Source organism: Pseudomonas sp. HLT2-19-2 (genome assembly GCF_054898005.1).
On the sequence record NZ_CM142712.1, the window covers coordinates 5,448,934 to 5,464,129 of the forward strand.

Genomic DNA, 15,196 nt, shown 5'->3' on the forward strand with positions numbered 1-15,196 from the left:
GGGGGGAAGGGCAAGGATAAAATCGACATTTACGACTCGACCAGTGGCTCCGGCTCCTTGCTGCTCAACATTGGCAAGTCGATTGCCAAACACATGGGCAACAAGACCAATATCAAATACTTCGCCCAAGAGCTGAAAGAAAACACCTATAACCTCACCCGTATGAACCTCATCATGCGCGGCATACTCCCGTCTAACATCGTTACCCGCAATGGCGATACGTTGGAAGACGACTGGCCTTTTTTTGACGACAACGACCCGATCAACTCCTACAATCCGCTGTATCTGGATGCCGTGGTTTCCAATCCACCATACTCGCAAAAATGGGACCCGCAGCACAAAGACAGCGACCCCCGCTACGCCCGCTTTGGCTTGGCCCCAAAATCCAAAGCCGATTACGCCTTTTTGCTGCACGACCTCTATCACCTAAAGCCCGACGGCATCATGGCGATTGTTCTGCCGCACGGCGTGCTCTTCCGCGGTGGCGAAGAAGGCGTCATACGCAAGAATCTCATCGAAAACGACCACCTCGACACCATCATAGGCCTACCTGCCAACATCTTTTTTGGCACCGGCATCCCCACCAGCATCCTTGTGCTCAAGCAAAAGCGCACTAAGAGCGATGTGCTGATCGTGGATGCCTCCAAAGGCTTCGCAAAAGAAGGCAAAAACAACAAGCTGCGTGCCTGCGACATCAAGAAAATCTGCGATACCGTGATCGGCCGACTTACAGTGCCGGGCTTCAGCCACGTGGTCAGCAAGCAGGAAATCCGCAAAAACGACTACAATCTCAATGTCCCGCGCTATGTCGATTCTTCAAATCCCACCGAAAGCTGGGATCTGTATGCAGCCATGTTGGGCGGTGTGCCAAATCGCGAACTTGATGCACTCGCCAGCTACTGGCAAGCACTGCCTAACCTGCGTGCTGCGCTATTTGTCGACGATGGCACGCCCTACGCCGCGCCCAAAGTAGCCGATCTAGCCCAAGCCATCCGCACTCATACCGAGGTGCAACAATTTTCCGACCGCTTTATCAGCGCCTTTGCCGATTTTCCTGCCCATCTTAAACAGCGCCTGATCGACCAAATTGACACCCTGTTGGTGCCCCAACAGAAAACGCAAATGGGCGAAGAGATTTTCAAACGCCTGGCCACACTACCTCTGATAGACAAATACCAAGCCTACCAACTGCTGGCCGAGCAATGGCAGCAGATTGCGGTGGATCTGGAAATCATCCAGACCGAAGGCTTTGCCTCTACCCGCGTGGTAGACCCTAACTTTGTCATCAAGAAAAAAAACGGCAAAGAAGTGGAAGTTCAAGACGGCTGGAAAGGCCGGATCATGCCCTTCGAGCTGGTGCAAGCCTCATACCTCACCTCACAACTGGCCGACCTGCGCCAAGAGGAAAAACGTCTAGCCGAAATTGGCAGTGCGATTGACGAGATTCTCGACGGCCTCAGCGAAGAAGAAAAAAACGGCGAAGCCGTTAACGAATCTGGAGACAAATTCGTGCCCGCCGTCGTTGCTAGAGAAGCCAAGGAGCTCAAGGCCGACCAAAAGCAAAACGGCGCTTTCGCCGCAGATAGCTACGAAGCCAAAATCATCCAGGCGGCTGATTTGCTAGCGCAAGAAAAAGCGCTCAAGGCCACAGCAAAAAAACAAGGAGAAGAATTGCACCTGCTGAGCAAAACCGCCATCGAAAGCTTGAGCGATGCGCAAGTGCACCACCTGCTGGAATGCAAATGGATTACCCCACTGCAAGAAGCGCTGCTGCGTTTACCCGCCCAGCAGATGGATGCCCTAAGCAACAAGCTGCAAGCCTTGGTAGAAAAGTACCGCGTCACCTATGCCGACAACGCGCATGCCATTCGGCAAAGCGAGCGCGAGCTGGCGGGCATGCTGGATAAGCTGGGGGGCAACGAATTTGACCTCAAAGGTTTGGCCGAACTGAAGACCTTGTTGGTGGGTAATGACCATGAGCCAGTCTGAAGCCAGTATGGTGCCGCAAATTCGGTTTTTCGGATTTGAAGATCAATGGAAAGAGGTCAAGCTAGGCGAAGTTGCCAATCTAATAAATGGACGCGCATACAGCCAAGACGAGCTGCTTAAAAGTGGTTTTTACAAAGTGCTCCGTGTTGGTAATTTTTACACCAACTCTTCTTGGTATTTTTCAGACATGCAATTGGCTGAAAAATATTATGCAAATAACGGGGATCTTCTTTATACATGGTCAGCGAGCTTTGGCCCGCACATTTGGGAAGGCGAAAAGGTAATTTTTCATTACCATATTTGGAAAATTGATCTCTCCGAAACGCTTGTTAAGGAGTTTGCTCTCCAGCTTCTAGAGAAAGATAAAGAGAAGATCCTTAATAATAGTAATGGATCTACGATGATTCATATCACAAAGGGCGGGATGGAGGTCAAGGAATTTTCCATACCATCACCAAAAGAACAAACCCAAATCGGCTCGTATTTCCAAGAACTGGATCAGCTGATTCAGCAGCATCAGCACAAGCACGACAAGCTGGTGACACTGAAGCAGGCGATGTTACAAAAGATGTTCCCGCAACCCGGCACCACTATGCCGGAAATCCGTTTTAAGGAGTTCAAGGGGGAGTGGGTGGAGAAGAAACTGGGGGAACTAATGCCAATTACCTCCGCCGCACGGGTTCATAAACACGAATGGACACGTTCGGGAGTTCCTTTCTTCCGGACGAGCGATGTCGTATCGCTTTACAAAGGAGAAGAAAATGCGAAGGCCTTCATCTCTTTAGACTTATACGAAAAACTATCCGACAAAATCGGACGGATCAAACGTGGAGATATTTTGATCACCGGTGGTGGTTCGATCGGAATTCCGTTCCTGGCAAAATCTGATGATCCGCTTTATTTTAAAGACGCAGACTTACTTTGGCTTAAAGTGCCCGAAGGTATCGACAGTATCTATTTATATACTTTTTTCTCCTCCACCCGTTTTAGGGAATACTTGGGGAGCATTTCGCATATCGGCACCATTGGGCACTACACTATCGAGCAAGCGAAAAAGACCCCTATTGCAATTCCGCTTCAAGCTGAGCAACAAAAAATCGGCACCTACTTCCGCCAGCTTGATGAGCTGATCTCCCGCCACGCCACCCAGCTGGAAAAACTCAAGCAGGTCAAAGGCGCCTGCCTTCAGAAGATGTTTATTTAAGTGCCAGTAAGCCCACGATCAGAAAAACAACACAAGGACCATCCGCATGAACACCTTTGCCAAAGAAGCCGACTTTGAAAAGGCCGTGATCCACGAGTTAACCCAGCGCGGCTGGGAGCAAGAGGTGATCAAGAACCCGAGCGAGCAGGATTTGCTCGCCAACTGGGCGCGGATTTTGTTCGAAAACAATCGCGGCATTGACCGGCTGAACAGTGTGCCCCTGACTGAAGGCGAAATGCAGCAGATCATGGAGCAGATCACAGCGCTACGCACTCCGCTAAAATTGAACGGCTTGATCAACGGCAAAACCGTGGCCATCGTGCGCGACAATCCAGACGATGAGCTGCACTTTGGCAAGGAAGTCAGCCTAAAGATTTACGACCGCCACGAAATTGCCGCTGGGCAAAGCCGATACCAGATTGTGCAGCAGCCCCCTTTTTCGCGCAGCTCGCCACTGCTGAACGATCGGCGGGGCGATGTCCTGCTGCTGATTAACGGCATGCCAGTGATTCATGTGGAACTGAAGCGCAGTGGCGTTCCGGTGAGCCAGGCCTATGGCCAGATCCAGAAATATGCCCGCGAAGGCCTGTTTACCGGGCTGTTATCGCTCGTGCAGGTGTTTGTGGCCATGGAGCCGGAAGAGGCGCTGTACTTTGCCAACCCGGGGCCGGATGGCACCTTCAACAAAGACTACGCTTTTCACTGGGCGGACTTTAACAACGAGCCCATCAACAACTGGAAGGCGTTCACCTCGGCCTTGCTGTCCATTCCCATGGCGCACCAGCTGATCGGCTTTTACACCGTGGCCGACGAGTCTGACGGCGTGCTGAAAGTGATGCGCAGCTACCAGTACTACGCCGCCCATGCCGTTTCCGACAAGGTAGCCAAAACCGACTGGAAAAACCCCAACCGCCTAGGCGGCTTTATCTGGCATACCACCGGCGCAGGCAAAACCATGACCAGCTTCAAAACCGCCCAGCTGATTGCAAATGCGAAAGATGCGGACAAGGTGGTGTTTTTGCTGGACCGTGTTGAGCTGGGCACCCAGACTTTGTTGGCGTATCGAGATTTTGCCGGCGATGGGACTGCGGTGCAGGCCACTGAAGATACCGGCGTGCTGGTTGCAAAGCTGAAAAGCAGCGACCCGGCCGATACGCTGATTGTGACCTCTATCCAAAAAATGAGCCGCCTGACAGATGAAGAAGATGGCCTGAAGACGCACGATCTGGAAAAAATACGTGCCAAGCGTACTGTTTTCATCATTGACGAATGCCACCGCTCGACCTTTGGCGACATGCTGATCGACATCAAACGCAGCTTTAAAGGCGCAGTGCTGTTTGGCTTTAGCGGCACACCCATCCACAAAGAAAACACTCGTAAGGACAATACCACCGCCGATGTGTTTGGCGACGAATTGCACCGCTACAGCATCGCCGATGGTATACGCGATAAGAACGTGCTGGGTTTTGACCCTTATCAGGTCAAAACTTACCGCGATCGCGATCTACGCCAAGCTGTGGCGCTAGAAAAAGCCAAAGCTACCACTGTAGCCGAGGCCTTGGCCAACCTAAGAAAAAAAGCCGTTTTCACCCGTTATATACATGATGTGCCTATGGCCGGCTTTCGGGATAGTGCAGGGATTTACCAAAAAGGGATTGAAGATTATTTGCCCAATAGCCAGTACAACCGCAGTGAACACCTGCACGCGGTGGTGCAGGATATTGCGGACAACTGGCTTACCCTGAGCCAGAGCGGAAAATTCCACGCCATCTTTTCCACCCACAGTATCCGCGAGGCGATCACCTATTACCGGCTGTGCAAAGCACAATACCCACAGCTGAAAATCACAGCGCTGTTTGACCCGAATATCGATAACGATGATGACGGTGCGAATGATCAAGCCTTTAAGTCCGACGGATTGGTGGAGATTTTGAAGGATTACAACGCAGCCTATGGGCAAAGCTTTGACCTTGCCAGCCATGCGCGATTCAAGAAAGACATCGCCGCCAGACTGGCACACAAAAAACCTTATACCCGCATCGAGACAACCCCCGATAAACAGCTGGACCTGCTGATTGTAGTGGACCAGATGCTCACAGGTTATGACTCCAAATGGGTGAACACGCTGTACCTGGATAAAGTGTTGCAGTACGAAAACATTATTCAGGCTTTCTCCCGCACCAACCGTCTGTTTGGGCCAGATAAACCGTTTGGCACCATTCGCTACTACCGCAAGCCGCACACCATGCAGCGGAATGTGGCCAATGCGGTAAAATTGTACTCCGGTGATAAACCGATTGGCCTGTTTGCCGATAAGCTGGCCACCAACGTTGCGCGGCTGAATGCCAGCTTTACCGAGATCAGCACCATTTTTACCTCTGCGGGAATCGCAGACTTAAAAAATCTGCCGAACGATTTAACCGAACGCGCCGCGTTTGCTAAACATTTTCAAACCTTCAGCGGCATTCTTGAGGCGGCCAGAATCCAGGGCTTCACCTGGGAGCAAACTGAGTACAAGTCCGAAGCCGGAACGTCGGTTGTGACGCTGGATGTCTCTCAGCAGCAGTATTTCACGCTGCTGCAGCGTTACAAAGAGCTTGGCAGCAACAGTGGCGGCGGCAATAGCGAGGCGATTCCGTTTGAGATCGAAAGCCACATTTCGGAAATCGATACCGGCAGGATTGACGCGGATTACATGAACTCGCGTTTTGCGAAATACCTGAAGGTTTTGCAAAGTGGCGATGCGCAGGCTTGTGAAGCCACATTGAGCGAGCTGCAGCGCTCGTTTGCTTCTCTCTCGCAGGACGAACAGAAAATCGCCGAAATTTTCCTGCGCGATATTCAGCGTGGTGATGTAGTTATCGATCCTGCCCGTAGCTTCCGCGACTATCTGAATGATTATCAGGCACAGACAAAGCATGCGGAGACTGAAGCCATCGTCAAATATCTAGGAATTGAAGCGGGCAAGCTCATCGCTCTCATGAATACCAGGATTACCGAGGCCAACCTGAATGAATATGGTCGCTTTGATGAGCTGAAAGCAACCATAGACAAACAAAAAGCAAAGGTCTATTTCGAAGCACTCGAAGGACAAAGCATTCCAGCCTTTAAAGTGAATATCAAGGCGGCTGACTTGCTACGTACCTTCATCATTCAGGGTGGCTTTGAGCTGGATTGCCCAGTGAGGTAGCAGCGGTAATGAGTCGGCCTTCAACGTAGAAATAACCCCCGCACCTGCAGGCGACCACCCGCTATCTAAGTAGGGGGCAGGCAAAGGGGACAGATTTATTTACCATACGCTCGACCGACAGCTTATAGCCCAGACCGTGTAAAAACGCAGACACCGTTTCAACGTCTGCGTTGCTACATAAAACCTACCAGTCCTTCGGTAATCCGCAGACCTGAAATTTGCGTAGGAACGCAATTTTCGTTCTGGTTCTATACCTCACCCCTGCGCTAAAACGTTTTTACTCAGCCTCAGCCGATTGCTGTCTGTTGCAGCAATCTGCAAAGTGGCAATAGGGTTCATTTATGCGTTCCTACAAACCAAATTCGAAAAATAAAGCATGATGGATGGCGTGATCGAGCAAAACGAATGTATGAAGTCGTCTTAACCACTTGCGACGTAGTTCAATGATTTACTAGGTCACCGCTTCCCATGCCCGAAGCTACCCGGCAGACGTGCCCATGAGTCGAGCATATCAACACGCTTTGGAGCCTTCTTCTCCTTAGCTGCAGCAGCCTTCACCGGCGCTTTTGCCTTAAATTTCGCTCCGGCGAACTCTTCCACACTTACCTTAAAGCTCATATGCGTATTGGGAGGTTTCCCGCTCCTTGCGAAGACGGCACCCACTGGCCCCATTTTGCTTGTCAGCCCAAGACGTTCGCAGATCCATGCTGAAACGAACAACTTGAAGTCACGACCGTCAAATACGTTCACTAACGCACCAAGAAGGGAGTAATCACCATGCTTCTCCGAATGCTCTATACAGTACGTAAGCGCCTGGCTATACAGGTAGGACATGAGAACCTTCTTTTCGTCGAGAAGTGTTCGGACAGTGCCTTTACTCAGGGCTACGATCTGTTTATACGAGTCCTTCATAATCGCTCCAGCTCCCGCCATTCGTGTATTGAAGCCAATTTATCCCAAAAAGTAGAGGCTCTGAATCGCCCCTCGTTTCGTAGGTAAATCGTAACTCCATTTTCGACACCTGCCACCAAGGCTAACCGTCTACTTTTGGCTGATAACTGCTTTTCACGAAGGGTAGCTACCCCCCAAGCGGCACCTCCCTATTACCACGGAAGCGACTATTAACCACTTCAAATTGCTGGACGATGAGAACGGCCAACGAAGTTGTTGTTTTTTCAGCGGGTTCAAGTTATGTCTTGAATCCCCAAGTCCGGCGCAACGCGGCACAGTGGCAGCTAACCTTCCGCCAAAAATCTCAGTTCTAATGAATACTCTCTCACCAAAAGGAAATGGTTGAATGCATGAACCCATTACAGAGCGCGAAAAGCTCTGGACCGCATTCCTTGAGCGCTGGCCGCTCGAATCCTTGCCAACCATGACGCTGAAGCAATACAGCCAGGCGGGCACAGATGACTATTTCTGCCGCTGGCTGGAAAAGCACACCGAACCTTTGGGCTCGATCTGGGGTGGTTCATCTTTCAAGTTTGGTGTGTTCTCACGCTTGGACAAAGAGGAAAAGCGCAGCCCGCACCATAGCTTTACCACAGACCATGCTTGGCTGAACAAATACGGTGACAGTGCGGACGAAGCTTTTGCTCTCGTGCGCGGGTTGATTGTCACCATCGCAAATGCCGCCCGCGAGGGCGATCTGGATGTAATCGAGACGGTCGATCTCGGACCGGTGTTCAAATGGAAAATCGCCTTCCTCTACCAAGACCGAGAACGCCCCCAGATCCTTGGCATCTTCGCCGCAAGAGACCTGCGTGCCGCTCTTGGTGAGAAGGCCAGCTACAAGGAAAATCTTGCAGCTCTACACCAGCAGCTGATAGCCAATCGTAACGATGAGAGCCTGTTTGCCTATTCCGATCGCCTCTGGGATAAGGCGCAGCGCTGGCTATATGAGCAAAGCCTGCCTGAACAAGCGTTGGGCTTTTTCAACAGCCAGCCTGATCGGTTTGAAGCGATAAACACGACTCAAAAAATGGCGGGCTTTACCTTGGTGAATGGCAGGCAGTTAGCGTTGGTGCGGGAGAAGAAAGAACTTTCCGCCTTCGTCTCTCCAGGGCGTTGGCAGCAAGTAGTTACGCCCTTTTCTACAGAACCTTATCCCAGCGAACGTACCCGTCACTCCGGCTTGGCCACCTGCGCACCACACCTTGTGCAAGGATCTGAAGCACTTTTGGTTACGCTCAAGAATCTTCGCGACCTTGACGCGTTCTGCGAAGCCTATGAATTGGACGACGCTGCTACAGAACCCCGGCTCCCCTTCACAAAAGAGCTCAATGTAACCATGTCCGCACCTCTGAACCAGATCTTGTTCGGCCCACCAGGTACTGGCAAAACCTACGCCACTATCGAAGCAACCCTGGAAATTCTCGACCCGGACTTCCTTCGTGGTGCAGTAGGTGATCGAGCTCAACTGAAGGCGCGCTTCGATGAGTTCGCCAATGAAGAGAGAGTTCGCTTTGTGACCTTTCACCAAAGCTTCAGCTACGAAGACTTTGTGGAGGGTATACGCGCGTTGCCAGCCGAAGGTGACGATCAAACGGCCGGTGGCATTCGCTATGACGTTGAGCCCGGCATTTTCCGCAAGCTGTGTGAGGATGCCGTCCGCGACAAAGCCTATGAACACAAGGTGGGTGTCCGCGAACATGCACGGGTGTGGAAAATATCCATTGATGACGCGGGACCAAGCGAGACGCGAAATCACTGCTTCAAACACGGTGAAGCACGAATCGGCTGGAATAAGGTCGGCGATATCCGTAACGCCAACCTGGCCGACCCCGCTCACAAACTCGGCACCAACGATCAAAGTTCCTTGAATATGTTCGGCAATGAAATCCTGCCGGGCGACATTCTGCTGTGCCTCAAGAGCAAGACGTCCATCTGCGGCGTGGGTGTGGTATCCGGTGAGTACCGCCTCGATGAACACCAGGAACCTCATCTGCGCGAGGACTTCGTCCACGTATTACCGGTGCGCTGGCTGGCCAAGCATATCAACTTCGATATTCTCGCCCTCAATGGTGATACCAGCCTGACCCAAAAAACGGTCTATCCCTTGGCTCGTATCAAATGGCCTGCGTTGCAACAGGCACTACAGGAAGCTGGTATTGCCCTGGAAGAAGCGCCTTTGACAGCAACGGCGGCGACGGCACAACAACCTCACGTGCTGATCATCGATGAAATCAACCGTGGCAATATTTCCCGGATCTTTGGTGAACTGATCACCCTGCTGGAACCCTCGAAGCGTGCCGGCGCCGAGGAGGCTCTGCATGTGCAGCTACCCTACTCCAAGGCTCAATTCAGCGTGCCATCCAATGTGTACCTGATCGGCACCATGAACACCGCCGACCGTTCGTTGGCCGGGCTGGATATCGCACTGCGGCGACGGTTCAGTTTTAAAGAGATGCCTCCCCAACCTGATCTACTGCGCAGCTTAACGGTAAGCGGTATCAATATCGCAGACCTGCTTTCTGTGATGAATGAGCGCATTGAGGTGCTTCTCGATCGTGACCACTGCCTGGGTCACGCCTACTTCATCCCCTTGAAACAAGAACCGACCATGGAGCGTCTGGCCTCGATTTTCCGCAATCAGGTTCTGCCCCTGTTGCAGGAGTATTTCTTTGAGGATTGGCAGCGTATTCAATGGGTCCTCAATGATCACCGTAAAGTGGACCCTGCAGACCAGTTCGTTTACCAGTCAAAGGCAGATCTCAGTGTATTGTTCGGCGACAAAGTACCCGCTTCCACCCATAACATGCCTTGGCGAATCAATCAGCAGGCGTTCACTCGAGCGTCTGCGTATCGGAGCCTGATCGCTGCTGGGCACCAACCGACCATACCGGCGTCCGAGCCGGATGCGGTAACCCTGTGAGCAGCGTAACGGTCCGTGAGCACGCGCTACTTACCACCGAACCTGTAAAGGCTACACTGGACCGCGCGCAGGTATCCGTCAGTGCATTCGGCTGGCTATGCGAACTGAGCGCCTCCTTTAAGAAAAGTGGTGCGCCACTGGTCCAACGCAACGGCCAGCGGTCGCTGAAGCTGGACAATTACGTCGGCATTGTTGAAACGCCTTGCGGCACAAGACTGGAAATCCTTCCCAAACACAGGCACCACAGCGATTGCGTGAAAGAAAGCCGGGCGCTTTTGCAGAAAATGATTCAGGTTGCGTTGGACTTGCCTATACGCCAGGCAAGCACGGCGAGTCTTGAACTATTCGACACACCTCTACCTGAATGGTTAATGCGTCATTTCCTTCAGGCGCTGGACCATCTTGTCAAACGCGGCATGCGCTTCGACTATCGCAACATCAAAGAGCAGCAGCAGTTCCTGCGTGGGCAACTCAATGTGGTGGCGCAGATGCGCCAACCGCCGGGGCGCGAGCACCTGTTCCAAATTCGCTACGACGTATTCCAACCTGACGGCCCGGAGAACCGCCTGTTGCGTAAAGCTCTGGAACAGGTGTGCGAATTCACACGAGATCCTGACAATTGGCGGCTGGCCCATGAGTTGCGTCACCTACTGTATGAAGTGACTCCCAGCCGCAGTATCAGCCAGGACCTCAAACGATGGCGCACCGACCGGCTGATGGCGCACTACCAGCCGATAAAACCTTGGTGCGAACTGATCCTAGGTGAACAGTCGCCACTGGCTGTGAGTGGAGACTGGCACGGTATCAGTCTGCTGTTCCCCATGGAGAAGCTATTCGAACGCTACGTCGAGGTGATGATGCGCCGAGATTTACCCTCAGCGGCCACGTTATCGGCTCAACCATCCAGACATTCACTATGCTCACACCAAGGGAAACCTTTGTTTCAACTCAGACCGGATTTCTTGATCAGGCATGCAGCCAGCACTTGGATTCTGGATGCAAAGTGGAAGCTGCTCGACGGTGCAGACCCAGACGATAAGTATGGCCTGAAACAAAGCGACTTCTACCAGATGTTCGCCTACGGCCAACGCTACTTGGAGGGCAAAGGTGACATGGTGCTGATTTACCCGAAGCACGATCGCTTTGCCAGGGCCTTGGAGCCCTTCGCCTTCACTAAAGATTTGCGATTATGGGTATTACCCTTTGACTTGGTCGCCGGCGAACTCGTAGGCGGTGAGAAGGTAGGCTTACCCTTGGAAGGGCTGGAGTTGCAACAAACGCCCTGGTAACCCGATTGAATCGCCCCTGATTAAGTAGATACTCGGGAGCGTCCGGTTCTGGCCGATCTCTTCCTGTCACCTCTTCGGCATGCATTGATCAACCCGCGTGCAAACAGTGGTCAGCACCTATCCGAATATTTGGTAATAGGCCCCCCATTGGCTATGCCGTAGACGGGCAGTCTGGTGATGATCCACGCGCGTATTGTTTAAGAAAGTTTTCTCGCCCTGTAGGGCTCCAGGAATCATCAATCTCTTTGTGACTACTGCTGAAAACAGTTCAACGGTTCTTAATTCAAACCACGTCATGCCCCAGTTTTTCCTCAACTGGAGTTTCATCAATGGTTCACGTGCGTACTACGGCGGCGCTCAGGCACTCGGAAGTGGTGTTTCCCTCAGTCCAGAATCTCGCGACGAATCATGTCCTGTTCTCGCAGCTCTTCGGACAGTTCTCGCAGCAGCTGCCTCATCCCGCCCGTCCAAGCATTGTGCGATGAAGCCGCCTTACCCTCGGTGCTGCGTGGTCCGGTGCTTTGCTCCCAAGGTCGCCATTGCCGGATCAACTCCGCCTGCCGTGCTCGTCGCTCGGGTGTCCAGCCGTTCGCCATGCTCAACCTCCAATAGTTCGTTCTGTACTTTTTTGGTTTTCCGCGTGCGCGTAGTAGACGCTTGAGTGCCGTTGTTCACCTGAACCTGATTGCCGATATTGGCCTGCTTCACAAAGGCAATCTGTTTTGGCGCCTTCAGTTCGGCCAGAGTCTGCAAGGTGGCGCGGCTTTGGCTCTGTGCCTTGAGCGCCAGCCGCAAAAGCTTATCCATTCGGTCCAAATCATTTGCCACCATTGCTTTACCCGCCAGATTGGCAAACAGCCCATCCAGGGTATGTGCCTGAGCCAAAAGCATGTTCTCCGCACGGGTCATGTCGCCGCTGTTCATTGCGGCGGTTTGGCGCTTGAGCTCCTCCACGACCTCTGTAACCGGCTCATCAAAGTGCTTGCACGTGACCAGCACGGCGGCGCTCAGGCACTCCGGAGTGAGCGCTATGCGGGCCTGAAATTGAGACTGTGTTTCGTCGTCGTGCGTAGGAATACTGAGTGATTCGCTCATGAGGTCGACTCCATCGGGGTGTTGTCATAACGCTGGCGCAGCGCTGGCCCTGTCGCACAGTAACGACCCTTCAGTGCGTGACGGGTTACGTACACAATCAGGCGGGTTTCGGACTGATTCCTGAGCAGACGGTTCTTGCTCATCGCTTACTCCCCTGCCCTAACTTTTCATATCGCCCCACAGCCGCATAAACCGAAAATTGGGCGATATCTTGGGGTTGGCTCTTCTTTGCGCCGATTGCGCCGATGGTGTTCGGCGCTGCGCCGGTCATGTTTGGCGCACTGGCGCAAGCATCTTCATGCGCTGCGCCGATGCGCTGGGGGTTATAGGGGGTGGCGCGGCGCATCTTAAACACGCGGAATTGGCACATTCTCGGGCGCACCAGCGGAACTCTTTGGCAGCTCGACCAACTCCAGGAACTCTCGGATTTTACGCTGGGGCGTCCTGTACTGAATGCGCCGAATGTGACCGGCGCGGATCAGCGCAGTAATGGCGCGTGCGGCGCGCTGACCACCCGCCTTGCCCCGGAAGGTCTGGCTATATTCTGGGAGAGACTCCAGCGCCTTCATGGCCGAATACGCGCTAGGGGCCAAACTGGCCGGCACGTTGATACCCGCGTCATGGGCTGCCTTAAACGCGCAAATAATTTCTGTGTGGTCGAAGTTCTCAGTGGTCAGGCCTTCGCCTTGAGTACCAGCCTCGGGCACTGGGACCCCATCCACGAACATGAAGGCCAAAGGTTCAGCCCGCGCACTAAGGTTGGACTTCTCCTGTACGAGCAGAATGCGCCCATCCTGCTCCATCAGCGCCAAACGCGAGCGAGCGCTGTTGTGCCAGGCAGTCGAACCGCTGTAGTTGTTACCGCGTGCACCATCCCTGGCAGCGCTCTTATCGATATGCGCCAGCAGGACCACGGCAGCATTGTGTTTGCGGGCAATGTCGGCCAGACCACGCACAAAAGCACGTACCATGCGGCGGCTGTTTTCGTTCGCGTCGAACGCATCAGAAGCGTTATCGATCACGATCAACCCAGCACCGTGAGCAGCATCCTCCAGTTCCCGGTATGCCTGGGTGAAAACAGGTTGTGCGCTGAAGCCGTCGCCCTCCGTCATCAGAGCGGCGATGGTCTGCGTACCGTCCAACAGGCGAAGGGAGGCAAGCACACGTTCCGCGGGCAGTCCGTATGCTTCAATGATATTGCGCAGGCGCAGACGCACGATGCTGGCTTCATCTTCCAAGCTCACGAACAGAACGACGGATTGCTCGACTGCCAAACCGGCGAAGGGAAGACCGCATACAACATGCGCGCTGATGGCCAAGGCAAGGCTCGACTTACCGATACCACCATGCCCCCCGAGCAGGGTCACGTGCCGACGAGGCATCAATGGATTCACGGCATAACGAACGATTTCCAAACTGGCGTTCATAACGTCGTCCAACTTCACCTCCCGCAATGCGCGGTACGGCGGAGTTTCGGCGCTCCCCAGCTCTTCCAACTGGCGATTCAAATGGTCGACTCGTTCCTGTGCCAGTGCCAGCCTTGCGGTGCTCTCTTCACTCAAGGCGCCGCCCTTAGCCTCCGCTTTTGCCGCCTCGATAATCAAAAACTCCGAACCGCGCACTGCTCGCAGCTTGATGCGCCGAAATTGCCTGCGCTGCTCTTGGCTCAAACTCTCCGGGAACAGGTCTCGCATTTCCATGCCTACAGCGCCCAGTACGTCACGGGTCTTGCAACCGGCAAAGCAGTAAACTAGTGCGCGGCCATCCTCGGCCTGCGACAGACTCAAGGATGGGGACTTGTCTTGATGAGCGGGGCATACGGCCATGACGCGGTCACCGTGTTGCTTGATACCTTTCAAACGCGAAATCAGCGCGCTGAGTGGTTCACCGTGGTTGCGAATGGCGATTTTGTTCATGCTGCCTCCATGATCAGCCGATACAGAAGTGCTACAAACGTCAGCAGCACAGGCAGGCGGAGGGCGTATTCAAGGACCGACAAGACGCCGATGAGGGTGATAAGCTGACCACGCGACGGGCTGCTCTGCTGGTATGGGGGGCGGCTCTTTTTCATTTAGAGCACCTCGCCAATGTACACACCACCAGCCTTCAGGCTACCGAAGCAGCCCTCAGCGACGGGGTCGGCAAACAGCAGATACCAGCCGTTCAGACTGCCAGGCTTGTCACCGGGGACGTGGAAGCGATTGATATTGCCGTCTGGCACCGGGAGAAAATCAAGCGAGCCATAAGCGGATTGCAGTTCATCAAGAAACAACAGGGAGTGGGCGTTTTTCATTACAGGCACTCCAACTGCTCGGAAACCCAGGCTTCGATCTCCAGCGAGTCCCAGCCAACAACATGCGCGCCACCGATGCGGCGGGCTTTCGGAAACCGGCCCTCTTTCATCAAGTCATAGATTTTGGTACGCCCCAAACCCGTTGCAGACTTCACAGCGGGGAGCCGCAAGATGCGGCGCTGCTGACGCTGGGTGGCTTTCTGTTGGGCGTATTCTTGGTTGGTTGCTGCCATCGACACTTCCTCTAAGGATTGGTCCGACT

General features: G+C 53.5%; 12 protein-coding genes. 5 read left to right on the plus strand and 7 right to left on the minus strand.

The genetic code is table 11. From position 1 onward, the window contains the following. The first annotated feature begins 21 nt into the window (after nt 1–21). The 3 genes from ACYZTU_RS25620 to ACYZTU_RS25630 are packed head-to-tail and all read left to right on the plus strand — an operon-like array spanning nt 22 to nt 6,383. Nucleotides 22–1,989 (plus strand): N-6 DNA methylase, encoded by a 1,968-nt coding sequence (locus tag ACYZTU_RS25620; protein ID WP_461971163.1) that lies wholly within the window; start codon nt 22–24, stop codon nt 1,987–1,989. Continuing rightward, nucleotides 1,976–3,193 carry a restriction endonuclease subunit S gene (locus ACYZTU_RS25625; protein ID WP_461966491.1) on the plus strand — a complete coding sequence of 406 codons (1,218 nt, stop codon included), beginning with the start codon at nt 1,976–1,978 and terminating at the stop codon, nt 3,191–3,193. Before ACYZTU_RS25620 ends, ACYZTU_RS25625 begins: the two co-directional genes overlap by 14 nt. Nucleotides 3,194–3,239: 46 nt before the next feature. Beyond that, complete coding sequence (locus ACYZTU_RS25630; RefSeq protein ID WP_461966493.1) at nt 3,240–6,383, plus strand: type I restriction endonuclease subunit R; 3,144 nt, start codon at nt 3,240–3,242, stop codon at nt 6,381–6,383. Nucleotides 6,384–6,839: 456 nt separating this feature from the next. Here ACYZTU_RS25630 and ACYZTU_RS25635 read toward each other — a convergent pair whose 3' ends face one another. Next, a complete protein-coding gene (locus tag ACYZTU_RS25635) occupies nt 6,840–7,295 on the minus strand; it encodes a hypothetical protein (RefSeq protein WP_461966495.1) in 456 nt (151 codons plus the stop codon). Between the two features lie 385 nt (nt 7,296–7,680). Between ACYZTU_RS25635 and ACYZTU_RS25640 the strand changes: the two genes are divergently transcribed. Together ACYZTU_RS25640 and ACYZTU_RS25645 are read left to right on the plus strand one after the other, a co-directional pair. Next, nucleotides 7,681–10,257 (plus strand): AAA family ATPase, encoded by a 2,577-nt coding sequence (locus tag ACYZTU_RS25640; protein WP_461966497.1) that lies wholly within the window; start codon nt 7,681–7,683, stop codon nt 10,255–10,257. Further along, on the plus strand, nt 10,254–11,546 hold the full coding sequence (locus ACYZTU_RS25645) for an McrC family protein (RefSeq protein ID WP_461966499.1): 1,293 nt from the start codon (nt 10,254–10,256) through the stop codon (nt 11,544–11,546). The genes ACYZTU_RS25640 and ACYZTU_RS25645 overlap by 4 nt, the downstream gene beginning before the upstream one ends. A gap of 492 nt (nt 11,547–12,038) precedes the next feature. Here ACYZTU_RS25645 and ACYZTU_RS25650 read toward each other — a convergent pair whose 3' ends face one another. The 6 genes from ACYZTU_RS25650 to ACYZTU_RS25675 form a co-directional block, all read right to left on the minus strand. Then, nucleotides 12,039–12,641 (minus strand): hypothetical protein, encoded by a 603-nt coding sequence (locus ACYZTU_RS25650; protein WP_461966501.1) that lies wholly within the window; start codon nt 12,639–12,641, stop codon nt 12,039–12,041. Beyond that, entirely contained in the window at nt 12,638–12,784 is a 147-nt protein-coding gene (locus ACYZTU_RS25655; protein WP_461966503.1) for a hypothetical protein, read from the minus strand. The genes ACYZTU_RS25650 and ACYZTU_RS25655 overlap by 4 nt, the downstream gene beginning before the upstream one ends. A 204-nt stretch (nt 12,785–12,988) precedes the next feature. Continuing rightward, nucleotides 12,989–14,557, minus strand: a complete 1,569-nt coding sequence (locus ACYZTU_RS25660; protein WP_461966505.1) for an AAA family ATPase — start codon at nt 14,555–14,557, stop codon at nt 12,989–12,991. Further along, nucleotides 14,554–14,712 carry a hypothetical protein gene (locus tag ACYZTU_RS25665; RefSeq protein WP_223542031.1) on the minus strand — a complete coding sequence of 53 codons (159 nt, stop codon included), beginning with the start codon at nt 14,710–14,712 and terminating at the stop codon, nt 14,554–14,556. Before ACYZTU_RS25665 ends, ACYZTU_RS25660 begins: the two co-directional genes overlap by 4 nt. Then, complete coding sequence (locus tag ACYZTU_RS25670; RefSeq protein ID WP_461966507.1) at nt 14,713–14,934, minus strand: hypothetical protein; 222 nt, start codon at nt 14,932–14,934, stop codon at nt 14,713–14,715. It lies immediately after the preceding gene. Beyond that, nucleotides 14,934–15,167 carry an AlpA family phage regulatory protein gene (locus ACYZTU_RS25675; protein WP_461966509.1) on the minus strand — a complete coding sequence of 78 codons (234 nt, stop codon included), beginning with the start codon at nt 15,165–15,167 and terminating at the stop codon, nt 14,934–14,936. The genes ACYZTU_RS25670 and ACYZTU_RS25675 overlap by 1 nt, the downstream gene beginning before the upstream one ends. Nucleotides 15,168–15,196 lie beyond the last annotated feature (29 nt).

Excerpts from the sequence above, each read along its gene's own strand:
- ACYZTU_RS25650 (WP_461966501.1), bottom strand. The coding sequence starts at position 12,641 with ATGAGCGAATCACTCAGTATTCCTACGCACGACGACGAAACACAGTCT.
- ACYZTU_RS25665 (WP_223542031.1), bottom strand. The coding sequence starts at position 14,712 with ATGAAAAAGAGCCGCCCCCCATACCAGCAGAGCAGCCCGTCGCGTGGT.
- ACYZTU_RS25670 (WP_461966507.1), bottom strand. The coding sequence starts at position 14,934 with ATGAAAAACGCCCACTCCCTGTTGTTTCTTGATGAACTGCAATCCGCT.
- ACYZTU_RS25660 (WP_461966505.1), bottom strand. The coding sequence starts at position 14,557 with ATGAACAAAATCGCCATTCGCAACCACGGTGAACCACTCAGCGCGCTG.
- ACYZTU_RS25640 (WP_461966497.1), top strand. The coding sequence starts at position 7,681 with ATGCATGAACCCATTACAGAGCGCGAAAAGCTCTGGACCGCATTCCTT.
- ACYZTU_RS25655 (WP_461966503.1), bottom strand. The coding sequence starts at position 12,784 with ATGAGCAAGAACCGTCTGCTCAGGAATCAGTCCGAAACCCGCCTGATT.
- ACYZTU_RS25635 (WP_461966495.1), bottom strand. The coding sequence starts at position 7,295 with ATGAAGGACTCGTATAAACAGATCGTAGCCCTGAGTAAAGGCACTGTC.
- ACYZTU_RS25675 (WP_461966509.1), bottom strand. The coding sequence starts at position 15,167 with ATGGCAGCAACCAACCAAGAATACGCCCAACAGAAAGCCACCCAGCGT.
- ACYZTU_RS25625 (WP_461966491.1), top strand. The coding sequence starts at position 1,976 with ATGAGCCAGTCTGAAGCCAGTATGGTGCCGCAAATTCGGTTTTTCGGA.
- ACYZTU_RS25630 (WP_461966493.1), top strand. The coding sequence starts at position 3,240 with ATGAACACCTTTGCCAAAGAAGCCGACTTTGAAAAGGCCGTGATCCAC.